At 45.5% G+C, this 19,904-nt stretch carries 23 protein-coding genes; 3 read left to right on the forward strand and 20 right to left on the reverse strand.

The genetic code is table 11. The features are described 5' to 3' along the window. Positions 1 to 6 precede the first annotated feature (6 nt). Positions 7 to 2,433: a heavy metal translocating P-type ATPase gene (locus tag ICN13_RS05480; protein WP_216139401.1), complete on the reverse strand. Its 2,427-nt coding sequence runs from the start codon at positions 2,431 to 2,433 to the stop codon at positions 7 to 9. Beyond that, entirely contained in the window at positions 2,430 to 3,626 is a 1,197-nt protein-coding gene (locus ICN13_RS05485; RefSeq protein ID WP_255534059.1) for an MFS transporter, read from the reverse strand. Before ICN13_RS05485 ends, ICN13_RS05480 begins: the two co-directional genes overlap by 4 nt. Positions 3,627 to 3,749: 123 nt before the next feature. On the opposite strand from ICN13_RS05485, the gene ICN13_RS05490 reads away from it, so the two are divergent. Beyond that, positions 3,750 to 4,733, forward strand: a complete 984-nt coding sequence (locus tag ICN13_RS05490) for a tripartite tricarboxylate transporter substrate binding protein (RefSeq protein WP_216139403.1) — start codon at positions 3,750 to 3,752, stop codon at positions 4,731 to 4,733. Between the two features lie 8 nt (positions 4,734 to 4,741). On the opposite strand, the gene ICN13_RS05495 is transcribed toward ICN13_RS05490, so the two are convergent. From ICN13_RS05495 to ICN13_RS05580, 18 genes are all read right to left on the reverse strand, one after another. Beyond that, positions 4,742 to 5,497, reverse strand: coding sequence for a 2OG-Fe dioxygenase family protein (locus ICN13_RS05495; protein WP_216139404.1), 756 nt, complete (start codon positions 5,495 to 5,497; stop codon positions 4,742 to 4,744). Between the two features lie 32 nt (positions 5,498 to 5,529). After that, positions 5,530 to 6,498, reverse strand: a complete 969-nt coding sequence (locus tag ICN13_RS05500; protein WP_216139405.1) for a tripartite tricarboxylate transporter substrate binding protein — start codon at positions 6,496 to 6,498, stop codon at positions 5,530 to 5,532. Between the two features lie 11 nt (positions 6,499 to 6,509). After that, the gene (locus tag ICN13_RS05505; protein WP_216139406.1) at positions 6,510 to 7,808 is read right to left on the reverse strand and encodes a TAXI family TRAP transporter solute-binding subunit; all 1,299 of its coding nucleotides are present in this window, start codon (positions 7,806 to 7,808) and stop codon (positions 6,510 to 6,512) included. An 81-nt stretch (positions 7,809 to 7,889) separates the two neighbouring features. Beyond that, on the reverse strand, positions 7,890 to 9,074 hold the full coding sequence (ccmI, locus tag ICN13_RS05510; protein ID WP_216139407.1) for a c-type cytochrome biogenesis protein CcmI: 1,185 nt from the start codon (positions 9,072 to 9,074) through the stop codon (positions 7,890 to 7,892). After that, the gene (locus ICN13_RS05515; protein WP_216139408.1) at positions 9,071 to 9,544 is read right to left on the reverse strand and encodes a cytochrome c-type biogenesis protein; all 474 of its coding nucleotides are present in this window, start codon (positions 9,542 to 9,544) and stop codon (positions 9,071 to 9,073) included. The genes ccmI and ICN13_RS05515 overlap by 4 nt, the downstream gene beginning before the upstream one ends. After that, positions 9,541 to 10,071 (reverse strand): DsbE family thiol:disulfide interchange protein, encoded by a 531-nt coding sequence (locus ICN13_RS05520; RefSeq protein WP_216139409.1) that lies wholly within the window; start codon positions 10,069 to 10,071, stop codon positions 9,541 to 9,543. Before ICN13_RS05520 ends, ICN13_RS05515 begins: the two co-directional genes overlap by 4 nt. Continuing rightward, complete coding sequence (locus ICN13_RS05525; RefSeq protein WP_216139410.1) at positions 10,068 to 11,987, reverse strand: heme lyase CcmF/NrfE family subunit; 1,920 nt, start codon at positions 11,985 to 11,987, stop codon at positions 10,068 to 10,070. The genes ICN13_RS05520 and ICN13_RS05525 overlap by 4 nt, the downstream gene beginning before the upstream one ends. After that, positions 11,984 to 12,418: a cytochrome c maturation protein CcmE gene (gene ccmE, locus ICN13_RS05530; protein WP_216139411.1), complete on the reverse strand. Its 435-nt coding sequence runs from the start codon at positions 12,416 to 12,418 to the stop codon at positions 11,984 to 11,986. Before ccmE ends, ICN13_RS05525 begins: the two co-directional genes overlap by 4 nt. Continuing rightward, the gene (gene ccmD, locus ICN13_RS05535; protein WP_216139412.1) at positions 12,415 to 12,603 is read right to left on the reverse strand and encodes a heme exporter protein CcmD; all 189 of its coding nucleotides are present in this window, start codon (positions 12,601 to 12,603) and stop codon (positions 12,415 to 12,417) included. Before ccmD ends, ccmE begins: the two co-directional genes overlap by 4 nt. Beyond that, the gene (ccmC, locus tag ICN13_RS05540) at positions 12,603 to 13,379 is read right to left on the reverse strand and encodes a heme ABC transporter permease CcmC (protein ID WP_216139413.1); all 777 of its coding nucleotides are present in this window, start codon (positions 13,377 to 13,379) and stop codon (positions 12,603 to 12,605) included. The genes ccmD and ccmC overlap by 1 nt, the downstream gene beginning before the upstream one ends. Next, positions 13,376 to 14,041 (reverse strand): heme exporter protein CcmB, encoded by a 666-nt coding sequence (gene ccmB, locus ICN13_RS05545; protein WP_216139414.1) that lies wholly within the window; start codon positions 14,039 to 14,041, stop codon positions 13,376 to 13,378. Before ccmB ends, ccmC begins: the two co-directional genes overlap by 4 nt. Next, on the reverse strand, positions 14,038 to 14,685 hold the full coding sequence (ccmA, locus tag ICN13_RS05550; protein ID WP_216139415.1) for a cytochrome c biogenesis heme-transporting ATPase CcmA: 648 nt from the start codon (positions 14,683 to 14,685) through the stop codon (positions 14,038 to 14,040). Before ccmA ends, ccmB begins: the two co-directional genes overlap by 4 nt. A gap of 257 nt (positions 14,686 to 14,942) precedes the next feature. Further along, the gene (locus tag ICN13_RS05555; protein WP_216139416.1) at positions 14,943 to 15,923 is read right to left on the reverse strand and encodes a zinc-binding dehydrogenase; all 981 of its coding nucleotides are present in this window, start codon (positions 15,921 to 15,923) and stop codon (positions 14,943 to 14,945) included. Positions 15,924 to 15,956: 33 nt separating this feature from the next. Beyond that, positions 15,957 to 16,391 (reverse strand): DUF2452 domain-containing protein, encoded by a 435-nt coding sequence (locus ICN13_RS05560; RefSeq protein ID WP_216139417.1) that lies wholly within the window; start codon positions 16,389 to 16,391, stop codon positions 15,957 to 15,959. Positions 16,392 to 16,421: 30 nt separating this feature from the next. Continuing rightward, positions 16,422 to 16,955, reverse strand: coding sequence for a superoxide dismutase family protein (locus ICN13_RS05565; RefSeq protein WP_255534060.1), 534 nt, complete (start codon positions 16,953 to 16,955; stop codon positions 16,422 to 16,424). A 96-nt stretch (positions 16,956 to 17,051) separates the two neighbouring features. Then, on the reverse strand, positions 17,052 to 17,603 hold the full coding sequence (locus ICN13_RS05570; RefSeq protein ID WP_216139418.1) for a DUF3833 family protein: 552 nt from the start codon (positions 17,601 to 17,603) through the stop codon (positions 17,052 to 17,054). After that, positions 17,604 to 18,149, reverse strand: coding sequence for a chalcone isomerase family protein (locus ICN13_RS05575; RefSeq protein WP_216139419.1), 546 nt, complete (start codon positions 18,147 to 18,149; stop codon positions 17,604 to 17,606). Positions 18,150 to 18,151: 2 nt separating this feature from the next. Then, the gene (locus tag ICN13_RS05580; protein ID WP_216139420.1) at positions 18,152 to 18,562 is read right to left on the reverse strand and encodes a thiol-disulfide oxidoreductase DCC family protein; all 411 of its coding nucleotides are present in this window, start codon (positions 18,560 to 18,562) and stop codon (positions 18,152 to 18,154) included. Positions 18,563 to 18,624: 62 nt separating this feature from the next. Between ICN13_RS05580 and ICN13_RS05585 the strand changes: the two genes are divergently transcribed. Both ICN13_RS05585 and ICN13_RS05590 read left to right on the forward strand, forming a co-directional pair. Beyond that, entirely contained in the window at positions 18,625 to 18,999 is a 375-nt protein-coding gene (locus tag ICN13_RS05585; RefSeq protein ID WP_216139421.1) for a DUF2237 family protein, read from the forward strand. After that, positions 18,996 to 19,898, forward strand: a complete 903-nt coding sequence (locus tag ICN13_RS05590) for a histone deacetylase (RefSeq protein WP_216139422.1) — start codon at positions 18,996 to 18,998, stop codon at positions 19,896 to 19,898. Before ICN13_RS05585 ends, ICN13_RS05590 begins: the two co-directional genes overlap by 4 nt. Positions 19,899 to 19,904 lie beyond the last annotated feature (6 nt).

Below are 19,904 nucleotides of genomic sequence, written 5' to 3' on the forward strand. Positions count from 1 at the left end.
TATAGTCTAAGCTTTTCGCAAACGCCAGGCATTTAAAGTGACCGCAAGTGAAGATAGAGACATTCCAATGCCGGCTACCCACGGATTGACTAAGCCCAGCATCGCAGCCGGAATAGCAAGCAAGTTATAAATGAGTGCCCACAATAAATTTTGCTTGATGATCGCTTGAGTCTTATCAGCTAATCGCAAGATTTTTGCTAAAGACTCCAAAGAGACAGCTGTCAGAATGGCATCTGCACCAGCAGCAGCTAAAGGAGCGCCGGCACCAACCGCAATTGAAATATCAGCGCGTGCTAATAGCGGTGCATCGTTCACGCCATCGCCAATTGCCCACACAAAATGATTATCTTTTTGCAAGCGCTCGATATAGTCATACTTGTCCTCAGGAGTACAAACACCTTGATAATTTTCAATGCCAACATGATGTGCCCACCAAGCCACTGTTGTCGGATCATCTCCGGATACTAAGTGCACGGTAATCTTTCGAGTTTTGACAGTCTTAAGAAATTGTTCCAGTCCCGGTCTAGGTGTATCCAAGAAAATAAAGCTCGCAATCAGTCCTTGCTCATCCACTAAATGCACTTGGCCGTATTGCCCTACACTTCCATCCAGTCTTACTCCGAGCCAAGCCGCACTCCCCAAGCGATATGGGCCTGAACTCAAACCCTTACCCAATTGATTCGTCACAGGATCATTCAAGCTTGGCAGTACCAAGCTCTCCAGCTGGGCTGCACGCAATAAAGACAGGGCTAGAGGATGTCTTTGACCCGCTTCTAATGCCGCTGCTAGAGCAAGGGCATCTTCACGACGATAACCAACTCGTAAATGAATAATTTCTTGTAGCTCTGGCTGACCCATAGTTAAAGTGCCAGTCTTATCTAATACAAGATCGGTCGCCTTAACTAGGCCCTCAAGAACATGGGCACGCACAATCAGTAAACCCTGCTTCGTCACTGCGCCTTGTGCCGATGCCATAGCAGTTGGAATAGCTAGCGATAGAGCGCAGGGGCAACTTGCTACTAAGAAAGAAACCAATACGGTCCAAGCTTGGCTCGGATCAAAATATAGCCAAATTGCTGACGAGATAAATGCACTTAGTAACAAGAAGGCAACAAAGTATGCTGCCCACTTTTCAGCCAGGCTTACCATGACTGGCTTAGCAAGTAATGCTTGATCTAATAATGATGCAATGCCTGCAATACGGGTAGATTGTCCAACCGCATCGATTCTCATAAACAAAGGATTGAGAATGTTATGTGTGCCAGCATATAGGTGATCGCCAATCTTTTTCTCTACTGGCTTAGATTCTCCAGTGAGTAAAGATTCATCTAGGGCACTTGGGTGATCGATCAAAATTCCATCGGCAGGGACCACTTCACCAGGTGATACACGCAGTACTTCACCAGGCTTACAGTTGACTACCGGCACCACTTCGATTTCTTGGGATACTGGAAAATTAATCAAACGCTCACAAGTTGCAGGCAATTGTTTAGCGAGTGCTTCAGCACCACCTTGGGCATCTTGTCTTGCTAGCAACTCAACATAGCGCGCGGCCAAAATGAATGCTACAAACATAGTGATTGAATCAAAATAGCTCTGGCCAGAACCTGTAATTAAATTGAGTGTGCCCGCTGTAAATGCCAAGGCTAACGCAATAGCAATAGGCACATCCATACCCAACAGATGCGTTTGCGCAAATGACCGCACGCTGCGCCATGCAGCCTGAAAGATAGGTCCTGCGGAATACACTATCACTGGCACTGTGAGAGCCCAACTTGTCCAACCTAATAACAAGTCAAACTCTGGTGTTATATCTGCGCCAACATACGTAGGCCAGGCATACATCATGACTTGCATCATACCCAGCATGGCCACACCCAGACGGGTCAACAGTTGACGCCTCTCTTGTTTTGCCCGGTCCAAAACTAAAGAAGGTTCAAAAGGCCAGGCTTCATAACCCACTCGCTCGATTTCAAAAAGCAATCTTGCTAGGCTCGTTTTACCTGGTGAGAATCGCACAATCACTTTTTGTGTGACGTAATTAATTTGTACATCGTTCACACCATCGAGACGTCGTAAGTGTTGCTCGCACAACCAGACGCATGCTGCACACCGAATTTTCTCTAATCGTAGAGTTGTTTCTAGATCGCCTGTATCGCCATCAGGTCTCGTAAAGCGCCCTAGCAAAGAAGGATCATCGTAAGGCTTGAGCTTTTTTGGGATTTCATTAAGAGCAAGATACGCGGCAGGCTTTTCACTAGATTGCACACGCCTTGCATAAAAAACTTCCAAGCCTTCACCATGAATTGTTTGGGCAATTGCCATGCAGCCAGGGCAACAAAACGCACGACGCACGCCAGCTAAATCTGATTCTATTAATTCGCTAGACGAAATTGTGCTGGAGCAGTGATAACAAGTAAGTGTCTTACTCATTGAGCTGTTTTGCCCACCCAACCATTGCGACGCTCATACAAAACAAATAGAACGCCCCATATCACTATAGCAACGTAAGCCCAAACCCATGCAGCCTGTGATGAACGTGAGCCAGAAATATCCAATACAAAACCAAAAATTGCGGGGCCCAACATACCTCCACCAAAGCCCATGAGGGAATGTAGGCCCATAGCAGCGCCTTTGATATTTTCTTTGGCGCTAATGACTAAGCCCGCAGTTAAGGTCGCAGAGTCAGCCATGATAAAGATGGCATGCCCAACAGCCAAAGCAACAATCAGCCACCAAGATTGACCTGTCGAGCACGCTAGCGCAATTCCCAAAACTGCACTACTTAGCATCACAATACATACCCACTTTTGACGTCCAATTCGAAGAGCAATCTCATTACCTAGAATAGAGGCAGGCACGCCAAAGAAATTAATGACGCCCGCCAGTGTTGTTGCGCCCAATAGAAATGGCTCTCCCGATACCGCAGCACAAAATACAAAGAAGGCTACGAGCCAGCTTCTAGATGCAAATAGCTCTAAGGAATGCGCGGTATAGCCAAAAATAAATCCAGATGCTTTTTTGTCTTGTAATACTAATTTCCACTTCTCAACTGGAAAAATATCATGCAAACGAATTTGGATTGACCTCTTCCACTTCTCATGCTGCAGCGGAGGAATGAGAAGCAATACAATTAAAAATGCTGTAAAAGGTCCAAGGGCAATGATGCCAAAGACATAATGCCAACCAAGTCCACTTAAAATCCAACCTGAACATAAATAAGAAAATCCAGTGCCAATGCCAAAGAAGGCGGTATAGAAGGCAATGTGACGCGTCAGTTCACCGGACTGAATTCGGTCCGACAAAATTTTGAGGCCAGGCATATAAGTACCAGCAAGACCAGCACCATTGATTGCCATGAAAAATAATGCAGTCCAAAAATTGAATGCCAATAGACTCATACCTAAGAGTCCAAAGGTTGCAGAGAGGCCGCCGATTAAATAAATCTTACGAGCATCGACTCGATCAGTTATTGCAGTAGCTAAAGGCACTGCCAACATATAGCCAAAGAAAAATGCACTAGCAATTAACCCAGATTCTAGATTGCTTAAATGCCACTCCTCCTGCAAAGTAGTCAGAACTACTGCGTAGCATGCAAAGCCCAATAAAGCACAGGTTTGTGCCATGAGCATGAGAGGGGTATAGCCAACCGATCGAAAGCGCATAAAGTATCAGTAAAAACGTGAATCCATTCTACTCGCCCTAAGAGCAAAGACCCGCTACACTAAGAAAAAACAGATGGAGACAGCATGAAAAATAATCGTATTTTGGCTAATTTAATCAAACTGGGAACCGCACTAACCATTAGCCTTGCTAGCGCCTTAGTGCTGGCAGATAACTACCCTTCAAAGCCTATTAAGGCCATTGTTCCATTTGCTCCAGGTAGCACCACCGATCAGATTGGCCGAGCTTTTGCAGCCAAGATGTCTGAACTCTTAGGTCAGCCAGTAGTCATTGAGAATCGCCCTGGAGCCAATGGACTCATTGGCGCTGATTTTGTTGCTAAAGCTCCAGCAGATGGCTACACCATTCTGATTGGAACTAATAGCACCAATGCTGCACTCAAAAGCTTAGTCAAAAATCTACCCTATAACCAAGATACTGCTTTTACTCCTATTGGATTCTTTGGTTCAGCACCACTCATCATTGCTATCAATAATGATGTGCCTGCTAAATCACTGAATGGATTTGTATCGCTTGCTAAAGCGAATCCCGGAAAAATGACCTTTGCCTATGCAAGCACATCGCAAAGGGTATCCTCAGAAATGCTGGCAACTGCCGCTGATATCAAAATGACTGGCGTATCTTATAAGAGCGGTCCGAATGCCATGACAGATGTCATAGGTGGCCAAGTCAATATGTTTACCTCTGACTTTGGAGTGAGCTTACCGCAAGTACAAGCAGGAAAAATCCGCGGCTTAGCAGTGACATCTCTTAAACGCTCACCCGCCATTCCAGAGTTACCTACAGTCAATGAAGCTTTAGGGATCAAAGGCTATGAACTCATTTCTTTCTTTGCTGCATTCGGCCCAGCCGATATGCCAAAAGATGCCGTCCTCAAACTGAATAAAGCGATTAACGAGGCATCGAAGTCAAAAGAGGTTACTGAGCGATTTTCTGCAATGGGTTTTGAAACTCAAGCAATAACACCAGAAGCCCTGGGTCAGAAAATTAAAATTGAGACTGCAAAATGGGGCAAGGCCATCAGAGAAGCGGGTATTCAACCAGAATAAGGACTTCTTTACTGCTGGCTTCGATTTGGTGAATCCTGAAAGCCGTTAGATCTAAAGGTGAGCACTAAGGTGTCACGATAGCCGTAATCCCCAAGCGGCTGAATCGGGGTTGATTCATGAATCATCCGCTCATCATTCATGAGCAACACCGACCAAGGTTGAGCTAAGGTAAAGCGTAAGCCAGCAGAACCAGAGGTATCAAAAATTCTGGTTTCTCCACCTTTAATGCCCACACGGTTTAACAAAAATACTGCTACAAAATCGACGCCGTCGCGGTGCGCACCCTCAGGTGTTGGTCGACCAATACCGTCAGTAGTATCAATCCGAAATTGATGCGCTTCTACAAACCAAGTTTTAGCTGGCTTTAATCCACTCAAGACCTGAGCAAGACCTAGTAAAAGAGACTGCCAAGCAGGGTCATTTAATAGCGTTGCTTGAACAGGCTCAAACCAGCGCTCAATACCACCATGCAAAGCGTTGTAATTGACAGACTGCCAATGGGCACGATGCGGCACTAAGTTGAGATGATCGCCTTTAATCTCATAACTTGCATGACGACGAAAACGATAACGGCCGCCATCCTTTAAATATGGATCGCGAGGCAAACCTTCCCAGTACTGGCCTAAGTTCAGCAAATTCGCTAGCGTGACCTTGCTCATTTCAGCAACGGTTTCGGCTGACGCCACCACATATCCCTGGGAGCGTAAAGCCTGAGCAAGCTCTTTGGCCGAAGTCAGTTCTGGCGCTAGAGTGGCATTAGTCATAGGTCTATTTTATGGCAATCATCAAAATAGCATCAATCCAACTGCGCGCCGGATGCTTTCACAATTTTTGCCCATTTAGCCAACTCATCCTTGAGCAAAGTTCCTAGCTTTGCAGAGGGAACTGGATTGAGATCTAAACCCTGAGCAGTTAACTTCTCACGCACGTCTGCTCTTGCCATCACCTTTTCCATTGCAACTTGATTTTTCTTAATGACATCAGCGCTCACACCGATTGGAGCAAAGGTCGCAACCCAAACCTCACCCACACAATCAGGATAGGTTTCTGCAATCGCTGGGATTTCTGGTGCTGCGCTAGAACGCTTAGCAGAGCTAATAGCAATCGCCTGCAGCTTACCCGCCTTGATGTAATTAATTGCTGAGGGCAGACTCGCAAAAGCAAGTGGTACTTGTCCGCCTAATACATCATTAATTGCAGGAGCAACGCCTTTGTAAGGGATATGCTGCATTTCAATACCAGCGCTGGTGTTCAGCATGGCACCCAGCAGATGGCTGATTGTGCCGTTCCCAGCAGACGCATATGAAAGTTCACCAGGCTTCTTTTTCGCTGCTGCAACTACATCAGCAAGCGTTTTATAAGGAGATCCTGGTGGTGAAACCAATACATATGGTGTGGCGCCGATGTAATACAGGGGCACAAAGTCATTAACAGGATCAAATCCTGGGTTCTTATATAGAGAAGGATTAATTGCTTGTGCGCTATTAATTGTTAACAGTAGGGTGTAGCCATCTTTAGGAGAGCGCGCCACACTTTGCGTGCCAATATTGCCGCCTGCACCAGGTCTATTTTCAACGACGATAGAGCTACCAATTGCTTCGCCATAAGCAGGTGCAATCAAGCGAGCAACAATATCATTGGTTCCGCCCGCCGCCTGGGGGACTACCAGGGATATTGGCTTATTAGGATAAGGCTGAGCCAGTACCGATACAGAAATGCTTAATCCAAAAATGAATGTCAGTAGCGCGCATATTTTTTTATACATTTTGTCTCCAATTAACTATATAGATTTAAGCGTGTTCTAACATCACCTATATGACCCTTAAGGTCATACCACTCTTTAGCATCCATCATTGAAACCTTCATAGCCCCAACCCGATTTTCGATTGACTCTAGGTCTCTTAAATTCTTCTCCTTGAGCTCAGGATTTAAGGCATTTTTCTCAATCACTTTGAGCTCTTCATACACCTGCGCAAGCTTGAGTTTTAAGAAAAAGTTTTTTACCGCTGGAACATAGGTAAATAAAGGAATAAAAATCACCAAAAGCGGAATCACGATTTTTACAAAGCGCCCTATCCAAACTGCAGTCCAGAACGGTAGATGACGGTGCAAGAAAGAAGGTCCATCTTTTAAATAAATCTCTGCATCCACATGCAAAGGAAAATCCAATCCAACACTAGAGGGGAACTCACCTACTTTTTGCAGGCGTGAGTACGACTTCAGAATATCGTATGAAGCACCTAGCAAAAGGGAAACCAAGGCAGGGCTGATATCCTCCCGGGCAACTAGTGTGGCCGTAGGTGCAATGACCTGTATATCCTGGCGCGGTAAGTCATGCTCAATACTTAGCAAACCTCTAGGGACATTAACCTTGGAAAGGTATGGCAGGTTCCGTGTGTAAGCGTCTGCTTGTTCAAAGTTCATTAACCGAATACCAGGAACTTCATAGAATTTTTTAATAACAGGTGCTTCAGCAGCCACCACAATGAATGCCACATCCAATTCACCACGATTGAGCTTTTCTACAGCCTGATCAGGTTTTAGCTTTTCTGCACGTAATTCACTCTCGGATATGCCGCTGATTTTCAGTAAAGCATTGCTAAGCGCTAAAGTACCGCTGCCCTCATTACCAAGTGAAACACGTTTGCCCTTTAATTGCTTCAGAACCCTCAGTCCGCCCTCGCTCTTAAATGCTTCCTCTCGATACCAGACCCAGATTGGTTCATAAAACATGCCAGCAATCGAAACAAGTTTAGGGTATTGGGAAATCTCAGCAACACCACCTTGCACGATTGCAAAATCTACCTCTGACTTTGAATCTCCCAGCAACTTCAGATTGTCAACTGTCCCACCAGTTTCTATGACATCAAGCTTGATTCTGTCCTCCACAAGCTCGGCCTTTAGACGCTCTCCAAACTGGTAATAAAGCCCAGTCGGCAATCCGGCCGCCATCTCTATGACCTTTGGCGGAGGTGGAATGAGGATCCACAAAACACTGAAAATGGCGACCATCGCCACAAGAAAGGATGCCAATACGGTAACGGGATTGAAAAGATGTTTTTTGAGGGATTTCATAGAAGTCTCTAATGTTTTTTGCATTATGCCCCGCTGATAAAAATAGGCAAATGTCTGCCTAATTGGGGGGCTAACTAGGACTTACTGGCGCACCTGGTCAATGACTAGCCGCACATTGCCCGCCCCGACCTTCACCGTTTGCGGGGAAGACATCAAATCTCCTATCTCGGGTTTAGCCATCCCCGTTTTAGAGATTCTGACCTCAATGGAGGCTTCCGCAATTTGAGAGAGTGGTGCATTTGGATTCATCGCCAAAGCATCCGTTAAAGCAAAATTCATCGGAAACTCTGAGATAGAAGTCTTCAGCACTGCAACTGGCATACGTTCGCCTGGCTTACGTGCAATGACCATCACAATATCGCTAGATTTCACTTTCGATTTCAGATCAGCAGAAATCTCAATCTTGCCGCTGATTCCTTTATTACTGACAACAGCCTTAGATGAGAGGCCGCCCTTAGTACGCGCATCAGCAATAGACTCGGCAATGGAGCGCGCTTCTTCAGAGCCTGGTGGTAACTGTTGCGCAAGCTTCTCCCAAGTTTGTACAGCCGCTTTGTAATTTCCAGTGGTGTAGGAAGCAGTCCCGGAGAGCCATAGCGCCATGAGATTATTGGGATCTAAGCTGAGTGCTTGATTAATGAGTTTGAGAGGTTTACCGGCAAAGTTGCCATTTGCATTAGCGGCCAGCACATCAGCATAATCAGCTAAGAGCTGGGGGTCAGTATCAATAAAATTTCCTGCGCGCTCATATGCTTTTGCAGCATCCTCATTGCGACCCAAGATGCGATACGAACGAGCCAGCATTACCCAACCCTTCAAATTCGTTGGGTCCTTTTCCATCTTTGCAGCAAATTCAGTAACCATTTTCTCAACACCTTCTTGAGTCATAGGCTGCTGAGTACCCTGCTCGGCAATACGAGTAGCATCTCCTAATGAGAAATAAAAGCCTGCCGAAAGCACCGATACGAATATACATAGACCAATGACCGTGATCTTGCTTGAACCCATTACAGAGCGATCATCCTCTTCGTTCGTATCCTGATAGAGGCGCTGACGCATTTCGGCATGGGCAATTTCATAATCAGCGCCATTGATAGAGCCTGCACTACGCTCTGCCTCTAGTTTTTCAAGCTCTTCACGATAAATTGCGGCATTCATTTGACGGCGAGAGGTTGCTTCTACTTTTGCCGGAAATATAAATGGACGCAATAACAGGAGCAGCACTAGAACTAATAATAGAAAAGCGGCAATCAGAAAACTGGTCATAGCAGCCCCTTCTCATCTTTGGCATTGAGCAAGGCGTCAATTCTCTTATTGTCATCATCTGACAAGGTGATGGTAGTAACAGCATTATTTCTGCGGCGCAAATAAGTAAATAGCACCGCTATACCAATTAATAAAATAATGAAGGGGCCAATCCAAAGCAGCCAGGTAATTGGCTTAACAGGTGGCCGATAGAGCACAAAGTCCCCATAGCGCTCGACCATGAAGTTTCTAATTTGATCGTCGCTCTTACCTTCTTTAATTAGGGTCCGAATTTCTCGCCGCAGGTCATTGGCTAAATCAGAGCGTGATCCAGCTAATGATTCATTTTGACAAACCAGGCAACGCATTTCTTCAGAGATACTGATTAAGCGTTGCTCAGTCACAGGATCATCCGCCAAAGGGGTGGCATCTTTAGCGAATGGCGAGCTAAAGCTGAGCACACAGAGAATCATGAGTAAAAATATCTTCATGATTTCTGTAGCTCACTGATTAATGGATAAATCTTTTTATTGAGTAAATCCATCGTGATCGGGCCAATATGCTTAAAGCGGATGATGCCGGCCTTATCAATCACATAGGTTTCAGGCACGCCATAGACCCCGTAATCAATCCCAACCCGCCCATTGGAATCAAAAGCGGATAGTTGGTAAGGGTTACCTTGCTTAGCTAGCATTGCGAGAGCGTCCTCACGCTTATCTTTGTAGTCCAAACCAATGATGGGTGCTATCTTTGACTTGCCAAGCTCCACCAATACTGGGTGCTCTTCACGACAAGCTACACACCAAGACGCCCAAACATTCAATACCCAGACCTGGCCCTTCATGCTGGCAGGTGAAAAAGATTGATTGGACTCTGATAGTTGTGGAATCTCAAATGCTGGTGCCAGCTTATTGATTAATGGCGACGGCACTTCATGTGGATCCCGATTGAGGCCAATCGCCAGAAAAACTGCCAAGACCAAAAATAGCACTAGAGGAATTAGAAACTTAGCTTTCATGAAACTTGTCTTTTCAATTTCATGCGATAGCGCTTATCAGAGATTGCCAGAACCCCGCCAAGAGCCATCAACAAACAGCCGCCCCAGATCCAATCCACAAAAGGCTTGTAATACACACGTACCGCCCAGGATTTATCAGGCAACTCTTCACCAAGCGAAACATAGATGTCTCGTGTCAAACCAACATCAATCGCAGCTTCGGTCATTGGCATGGTTGAGGAGAAATAATTCCGCTTCTCTGGATACAAGGAAGTCTGGGAACCTCCATTCTTACTGAGTAAGAAAGTTCCACGCATGGCTTGATAGTTTGGCCCTGGCACGAGATTGACGCCTTGCAACTGAATTTGATATCCACCTACCGAAACCGTCTCCCCGGCAGACATACGAACATCTTTTTCTTCTTGATACGCGCCAACCATAGTGACGCCAATCACAAATACCGCAATTCCAAGGTGGGCTAGCTGCATACCAATAAATGAACGCGTTGGCTTGCCTGCTTTGGCCTGACGAATAATCTGCAAACACCCAGAAGCAATTACCCAGAAGGCCAATAAGAAACCGATACCAGCAAGCCAAGTGAACTCGCCCATCATCAGAGGAATAGTAATGCCAGCAACAACAGCGACCAATCCTGCAATCCACAAGCGCTTAATTACTGCTGGCAGATCTGAATTTTTCCAGCTTGTCCAAGGGCCAATACCCATTAGGACCAACAAAGGAATCATGATGGGCACAAACACGCTATTGAAATAAGGAGGTCCTACTGAAATCTTTCCTAAGTGAAGAGCATCTATTAACAAAGGATATAAGGTCCCAAGCAGAACAGAGCCAGCAGATACAACCAAGAAGACGTTTCCTAAGAGAATAAAAGTCTCTCTGGAGCTAAAGCTAAATTTACCGCCTAGGGAGCTCTTTGGTGCACGCCATGCATAGAGAGTTAAAGAAGAGCCAACTACGACAACTAAGAAAATGAGAATGAAAATGCCGCGCCTAGGGTCAGTGGCAAAGGCATGCACTGATGTCAGCACGCCTGAGCGAACCAAGAAAGTTCCCAATAAAGATAGTGAGAATGCAGTAATTGCCAAGAGCACGGTCCAACTCTTAAAGCCACCGCGCTTTTCTGTAACTGCCAATGAATGTAATAGAGCAGTGCCGACTAGCCAAGGGATAAAGGATGCATTCTCTACTGGATCCCAGAACCACCATCCACCCCAGCCTAGCTCGTAGTAAGCCCACCAAGAACCCAGAGCAATACCAAGAGTCAGAAATACCCAAGCAGCGGTTGTCCAAGGACGCGACCAGCGCGCCCAAGCAGCATCTAATCTTCCAGAAAGCAAGGATGCGATTGCAAAAGCAAAAGCGACTGAGAAACCAACATACCCCATATACAACATCGGTGGATGAAACACCAAACCAGGATCTTGTAAGAGTGGATTTAAAGAGCGGCCATCTTGCGCTGCAGGAAGCAAACGCATAAATGGATTTGAGGTTGTGAGTACAAAAAGCAGGAGTCCACTTGTCACCAAACCTAAAACACCAATCACTCTAGCAACCATAAACTCATCTAAAGCCTTAGAGAGCTGAGCCACCAAAATCGTCCAGGTGCTTAATAAGAAAACCCACAAGAGCAATGAACCTTCATGTCCGCCCCAGACAGCACCCAAGCGATACATCACAGGCATCAGAGAATTAGAGTGCTCAGCGACATAGAGTACTGAAAAATCATTGCTATAAAAACTCCAGGCTAAGATTACAAAGGCAATAGCCAGAAGTAAGAAGACGGTTTGAGCGGCAGGTCTTGCTAACACTAACCACTCGCTACGACCTTGGTGCGCACCAACAAGCGGAAGCACCCCTTGAATCAGGGCCACACAAAGCGCGAGAATTAATGCGTAATGGCCAAACTCAGGAATCATTTATTGTTTCCATTTTTTTGAGCTTGCTCTAGAGCATGTTTGGCTTCAGGCGGCATATAGTTTTCATCATGCTTAGCTAAAACCTCGCTAGCAATAAATTCTCCGCTTGCATTCATGCGACCTTGAATCACGGCGCCCTTACCTTCTTTAAACAAATCGGGAAGAATGCCTGTGTAAGCTACTGGAATATCTTTTGCAAGATCAGTAATCACAAAATGGACTGTCAAGCCATCACGCTTTACAGAGCCATCTTTAACCATCCCGCCAATACGAAAGGCTTGACCCTGTGGTGCCTTACCCGCAGCAACTTCACTAGGGGTCACATATAAAGCGATATTGCTATTGAGTGCATTGAGAATCAATAGCGCAGCAACTCCAATGACTACTAGAGCAGCAATAATGATTAACGCACGTTTATGTCTAGGCTTCACTGACTACCTTCTCTATCAAACTGCTCAGCTAAATGTTCTTGCTTGAGTCTTTTTACAATCACCTTAAAACGAGCACGCACTGCCAAGGGCTCAAGCAATAAAACCAGGGCACAGGCACCAAAGCTGCTCCACACATATAGTGCATAGCCACCCATTGCAAAGAATTCTGCTGGACTATTCCACATTAGTTCTTGACCTCGCTCAATTGTCTCACCCAATCAGTATGAGCCTCACGCTCCAAAATGATTGCTCGTACCCGCATCAAACCTACGGCAATGGAATACATCCAGAAACACAGGGCCATTAAAAGCATGCCCCATAACATCGTCTGTGCCATTGCAGGCGCTTTTGTTAAAGAAACCGAAGCACCCTGATGCAAGGTATTCCACCATTTGACTGAGAAATAAATAATCGGCACATTTACCACCCCTACTAAAGCCAAAATAGCACCCGCTTTATCAGCACGGCGGGGATTATCAATAGATGCCTGCAAGGCAATAAAGCCCAAATATAAAAACAGTAGGATTAATTCGGAAGTCAGGCGCGCATCCCAAACCCACCAAGCGCCCCACATTGGCTTACCCCAAAATGCTCCGGTCCATAAAGATAGGAACGCCATCCATGCTCCAATCGGAGCTAAAGCTTGGGCCATCATGGCGGATAAGCGGGTATTAAAAATTAAGCCGAGTCCAGCCCATGCAGCCATGACAAGATATAAAAACATGGACATCCACGAAGCCGGTACATGGACAAAAATAATGCGATAACCCTGACCTTGAACTGCATCTACTGGGGCAACAAAAAAGCTGATCCACAAACCAGCCAATCCGAAGATGGCAGCAAGCGCCCAAAAAATAGGAATCAATTTTCCGGCGAGCGGATAAAAAGTACTAGGGCTTGATAACTTAAACCAATTCATCAAGCGGCTATTAGAAAAAGAAGAATTATTTACCTGATTCATTCAATCGCAATCTTTACGGCAGCGGCACTAACCCAAGGTACAAATGCTAAAGCCAAAATCAATAAAGCGCTGAGCAAGGAAAAATGGCCAGATGTATCCAAACCAACGCTATTTGCATAGACCGCACCAGCACCGAAAATTAATACCGGAATATACAAAGGCAAAATTAACAAGCTCATCAATACGCTGCCTCCCCGGACCCCCAGGGTTAATGCCGCGCCAATAGAACCCAACAAAGATAGTACTGGAGTTCCAAGCAAGAGGGTGGCCATCAATACAGATAAAGAATTGGCATCCAAATCAAACTGAATACCAATAATTGGAGCCAAAAGCACCAAGGGCAAGCCACATACCAGCCAGTGTGCAATAATTTTTCCCGCAACCAATAGCACCATAGGTTGCGGTGATAAAGCCATCTGCTCTAAAGCGCCATCCTGATAGTCAGCAGCGAACATACGATGCAAGCCTAATAAGGTAGCCAGTAAAGCTGCCACCCAGATTACACCTGGAGCAATTTTTCGCAATAAAGCGGCATCAGCACCAATGCCCAGTGGAAATAAGCTTGTCACTACTACAAAGAAAAATAATGCAGTAAGGACTTCACTCTTTCGGCGCATCACCAAAAGTAAGTCACGGCGAATGATGGCCAGAAGAGCTCTCATAACTCTAGAACCTGTACATTCGGGATATTGACTTCTTGATGGCTTGTTAATACAACAAGGCCCCCGCCAGAGATGTGCTCAGCAATCAGATTCTCAAGCTCATGAACTGCTTGCATATCCAAGGCATTAAAGGGCTCATCCAAAATCCACAGCTTCGCTTGGCGCGTTAGCATGCGAGCCATCAGAACACGTCGCTTTTGCCCTGCAGATAAACAGTTGACGGATAAATTTTCTCGGCCTCGCAAACCAAACCGCCATAAAGCAGCTAAGGCTTGTTCTTGAGAAAGAGAAACATCATCAAGTGCCGCGTACATTTGTAAATTTTCTAAGGCGGTGAGATCTTCTTTTAAAGCATCTCGATGGCCCAGAAATAAGAGCTCGCGATGATAAGCACTTGGCTCAAGAGCAATTGAATGATCGCCCCAAAGAACTTCACCAGAATCTGGTTTTGATAAACCCGTTAAGAGTCGCAACAGGCTTGTTTTGCCTATGCCATTCTCACCGCGTACATGCAAACAATTTCCGGATGTAATCCGAACATTGAGATCTGCAAATAATTGCTTTTCACCTCGGATACATCGAAGTCCACGGCCTTCAAGCACTAGGGTATTTTTACTAGAAGTTGTGGAAATATTGGCTGTCATGTGAGGTTGCGGCTCGAATCAAACCACCGCATGCATTGTCCAAGAGCCCAGAGTGGCTGTCAAACCAGCAGAAATGGATTTTTAGGAATAATCCCTTTTAATTCAGATGCTTAGGGAATTATAAAGGAGTTGCAAGAACAAAGACATTGCGTCTTTAGGGTTAATAAGATGCTCAGGCCAAGCACCGTGAATTTTTCGAGCTCCAAAAATGAAAAAGCCCCGTACTAGCGGGGCTTTCATCGACAAAACTTGCAATACTAAGGAATCATCACAATGGCGCCAGAGACCTTTCTGCCCTCAGCAGCACGGTGCGCATCAGCAGCCTGCTCCAAAGGAAACTTCGCACCGATTTGCACTTTAACGTAGCCCTTAGCAATAGCATCAAACACCGCCTTTGCATTCTCTTGCAACAATGCATGCGTTGCATTATGAGGAAACACAGAAGGTCTAGTTAAAAATAGGCAGCCCTTCTTATTCAAAATCTCTGGCTGAATTTCAGGAGCAGGTCCTGAAGCAGCGCCAAATAAAGCCAATGTTCCAAAAGGCGCAACGCAATCTAATGAACCCATAAAAGTTGTTTTAGCAACAGAGTCATAAACCACATTTGCCTTCTTGCCACCTGTCGCTTTCAATATCTCTTCAACCCAGTTTGGCTGGGAGTAGTCGACTACCGCATCACATCCAGCCTCTTTGGCTGCAGCCATCTTCGCCTGTGAACCAACCGTACCCACTACAAATGCGCCAAGCGCTTTTGCCCAACCCGCCAAAATTTGACCAACACCACCAGCAGCAGCATGAACTACAACAATATCGCCTGCTTTAACTTTGTAGGTTTTTTGAATAAGGTACTGAGCGGTCATTGCTTTAAAAAATACTGCGGCTGCAACCTCGTCAGATACGTTGCTTGGTACAGGTACCAGCTTATCTGCGGCGACGTTTCGAGCGCTTGCATATGCGCCGATACCAGCATTCATATACATCACACGGTCACCCACTTTGAGGCCCGTCACACCATCGCCCAAGGCCTCCACCACACCCACTGCCTCATGACCGAGGCCTGTAGGAAGATCGAGCGGATAGTAGCCAGAACGCTGATACACATCAATGAAGTTAAAACCAATGGCGGTCTGACGAATTTGGACCTCACCTTTGGCTGGAGGAGGCAACTCTTTATCAATCACCTTGATTACCTCGGCACCACCTAGTTCAGAAAGACTAACAACACGAGCTTTTGTCACGTTTCACCTTATTTATTATTGTTCAACAGAAAATCATACAGTAAGAGCATCTTCTTCAATCACGGCCCAGGTACTGTCACCTAACTTCTTCACGGCCATTGAATAAGTCCAGCCATCTGGAATGCCACAGCTCCACTCTTTAGGACCATTCTGAATCAGTACGTTGACTGCATTTCTGCTGTCGTAATACAAGTGATAAATTTTTCCATGAATGGGATTGAAGCTAAATTTTGCGCTGTGGACCATCTCGGTAGCATCGAGTCTTGCTTGCAAAGCACGCGCCTGCTTCATTAAAACTTCTGCCTGCTCCATAATGCGGTCGTACTCTAGCTTTGCATTTTGGCGTGCAACATTAACCGCTTTATCTTTTTCTTCAACTACCTTGATAGGGGCAAATACAGGGGCTCCAACTTCCATTGGATATTCAATCCCAGCATGTCTTGCTGGATCAGCATCTTCTATTCTCATTAAAACCCCTGCTTATCCCTAGGTGATGATTTACTTGATCAAGCCACAAGCAATGCGTGGCCCTGAATTTCCTGCTGGCTGAGACTTATAGTCATCTGGATCGCGATGCACTACAACTGAACGACCCACAACTCCAGTCGGACCTGTGTTGACTGCAAAACCATGCATTGTTGCTGAGTAAGTTGCGTTGCCGTTTGCGTCAGACTTGATATTGGGCATATCACCAGCATGATTCATACCACTATTAGGCATGCCATGAGCTTTAGTTTCTGGATTAAAGTGGCCGCCTGCACTTGTAGCATCTGGCGCAGAACAATCCCCTTTTTCATGAACATGAAAGCCTTGCTCAGAATTTGGCTTCAAGCCAGAAAATTTGCCGTTGACCAAAACATTGCTGCCTTGCCAGGTAAAAGTAACTTCACCCTTTGTATTCGATCCAGATCTGGACTCTAAATTTGCAGTTGCTTTTTGACCCGTACCTTGTTCCATTGATTGGCAGGCAACCAAAGTCAACATTCCCGCTACCGATAAACCGATCGCCACTAGTTTTAATTTTGTATTCATCATTTTCTCCATGGGTTTTTAGATTTTCCTGGAGTTCTGCGACCCCTCTCTTTGTGACACTTGTTGGAAAGTGTGACACAAATCCGGGGTATCTGCTTAGCGCTTATAAAAGCTTAAAGTAACCTCTCCGAGCTCAATGCCGAACTTGCTCATTTTGGCCTTATTCAACATCACCTTAGGGCTTACAAGGTACATCCAGTCATTAAATTGCACATGGTAAATCGTGCCGTCAACGGACAAGGCCAGGGTATAGGCCCAATTCAGTGCGTTACCAGCCAGATCACCCTGGGCATCGCCTACGACGTCATCTGCTCTACCAATATATTTTCCAGGAGACTGCTCTATCAAAGTCCAAATACGTTTTTGTTTAGTGCCATCTGAGTAATCAAAACTCTCATCCAGAGTGCCAACTTTTTTACCATCAACTACCTTCCAATCTGCTTTTATGAGGACGGTAAAGCGCTTCTTCACTTCACCACTGCGATCAGTAAAGATTCCATAGGCATCGATGGTTCCAGAAAAGTACTCGCTCAAATCTAATGCCGGTTTCTCATTGGCATATTGCCTAACACTCGGGCCTGAACAAGCAAGCAATAAGAGTGCACTTATTAGCGCCGCAAAAGACTTCAGAGAAAAATAGTGTTTCACTTAGCAGGCCTCATTAAAAAGTGGTGGCGGGCAACCTTGCCCTAGCAATTCATTGCGCAACTTAGGAGCGCTCGTTTTGGGATCTAACCAAATGCCAAAGAATGCTTTTGAAAACTCGACTCCGGGTATCTGAGCAACACGTTTGCCATCGTGATAAAAAATCGTCCCCTGTTTAGGCGTATAGATTGCCGTCAAGGTTTGGCCTGACTCAATATTGGGCAAAATAGTGGCAAGCTCCTTACCCCATGTTGTTACCTGGGCATCAGGAACGCCCATTTTTTTCATCTCGTCAGCAGTGCGATTGGCAATAGAGACGCCAGTAAATGATTTTTGATAGCGAATGTTAAGAGCAAACTCCGGGGAAGACGGCACACCTGAGCGATAAAAGGATGCATCATAAATATGAAAACCCAACCAATTTAATCTACCGCTACCCTGAAGCTTTGCAGGGTTTAATACGCTATCAATATAAGAAATATCTCGCGCAAAGCTATTGGAGGCTAAGAGAAAAATAGCTCCGCAGAAAATGAAAAGTTTCTTCAGCATATTCAAGATGCGCTCTTTGTGGAAGTAGCTTTCACTAAATAGAGGGCTACTGGACCAAATACATTAGATATAGCATGCCGGTTTTTAGCAAAGAATCGATATCCCACTTGCAATATGGGTTGCAATAACTTTCTAGAGAACATCCATGCTAAGAATGGGAGATTTGCCCTACGATATGCTTCAGGGAAAACAGTCACCCCTTGAATCAGGACCCCATTGGCATACTGCCCATACATAGCAGCCAAAGCTTGCTCACAGGAGATGCCAATTCTGTCAGAGTCAAAACGTTCAGAATTGATGTCCACAAAGTCGAGTAGACCGGCTTGATTTCTTCTGGATAAAAACAGAATTTCAGCCTGGCATAAAGGACAGGCGCCATCGTAAAAGAGAGTTAGTTTTTCTAGTGCATTCATGGCTCAGCAAGTTTAAGCCTTATTGAATAAACTGGCTGATAACAACACTATTAAGGGATCTCATGCAAAAAGAAGTTGCCTTAAACGTATTTGGAGAGCCATTAATCCCCTGTTCCTTTGATCCACTCACAGGCTTCTTTAGAGATGGATGCTGTAAAACCAATGAAGAAGATGTGGGTAGCCACTTAGTCTGTGCGGTTGTAACAAAAGAGTTTTTACAATTTAGCCTTGAAAAAGGAAATGATCTAATAACCCCAAGGCCAGAGTACCAATTCCCAGGGCTGGTTGCCGGAGATCAATGGTGCCTGTGCATTACTCGCTGGGTAGAGGCCGCCAATGCTCAATGCGCCCCGCTCATCAAGTTGGAGAGCACGCATATCAATGCTCTCGAAACGGTTTCCTTAGATGTCTTGCAGCAGTACGCGAGTGAAGTGTGAAGGCTTTTTATACAGATCATTTTGTATTACCCCTGCCGGCAGGGCACCGCTTCCCGATGGAGAAATACTCTCGACTCAGAGATCTAGTCAATACCATCGCTGACATCGAGTTGCTTGAAGCACCAGCTGCTAGTGATACCCAAATTCTGTATGCCCATGACCCCAACTACCTGATCAATATCATTGAAGGAAAGCTAAGCCCTCAGGAGCAAAGAGAAATTGGTTTTCCTTGGAGTGAAAAAATGGTTGAGCGCTCACGCCGCTCCGCAGGCGCCACTGTCGCTGCTGCAAAAACTGCACTTACAGAAGGAATTGCCGTCAATTTAGCTGGAGGCACTCATCATGCCTATCGTGATATGGGTAGCGGATTTTGCGTGTTTAATGACTCTGCTATTGCAGCACGCACCCTTCAAAAAGAAATCAATCCCAAGTTAAAGATTGCCATTATTGATTTGGATGTCCACCAGGGCAATGGCACAGCCTCTATTTTGCAAAATGATTCCTCAATTTTCACATTATCGATTCATGGTGAGAATAATTTCCCTTTTAAAAAAGAGCAAAGTGATCTTGATTTAGGACTTGCTGATGGATGCAATGACGAAACTTACTTAAGCTCGTTAGAGCAGTGTCTTGATGAGCTGAGCTCTCGCTTTAAAGCAGACTGTCTGATTTATCTTGCAGGAGCCGACCCTCACGAAGGTGATCGCCTAGGAAGGCTGAAGATTAGTACAGATGGCATGCGCTTAAGAGATGAAACTGTTTTTCAATATGCCCTAGATAGAAATCTACCTCTCGCTATGTCAATGGCAGGCGGCTATGGAAAAGAAATTGAATCTACTGTTGATATCCATTTTCAAACCATTAGAACCGCTCTGCAGTTTCAACAGCAGTGCAACTAGCTAGCT

Source organism: Polynucleobacter sp. MWH-Berg-3C6 (assembly GCF_018881855.1).
GTDB lineage: Bacteria > Pseudomonadota > Gammaproteobacteria > Burkholderiales > Burkholderiaceae > Polynucleobacter.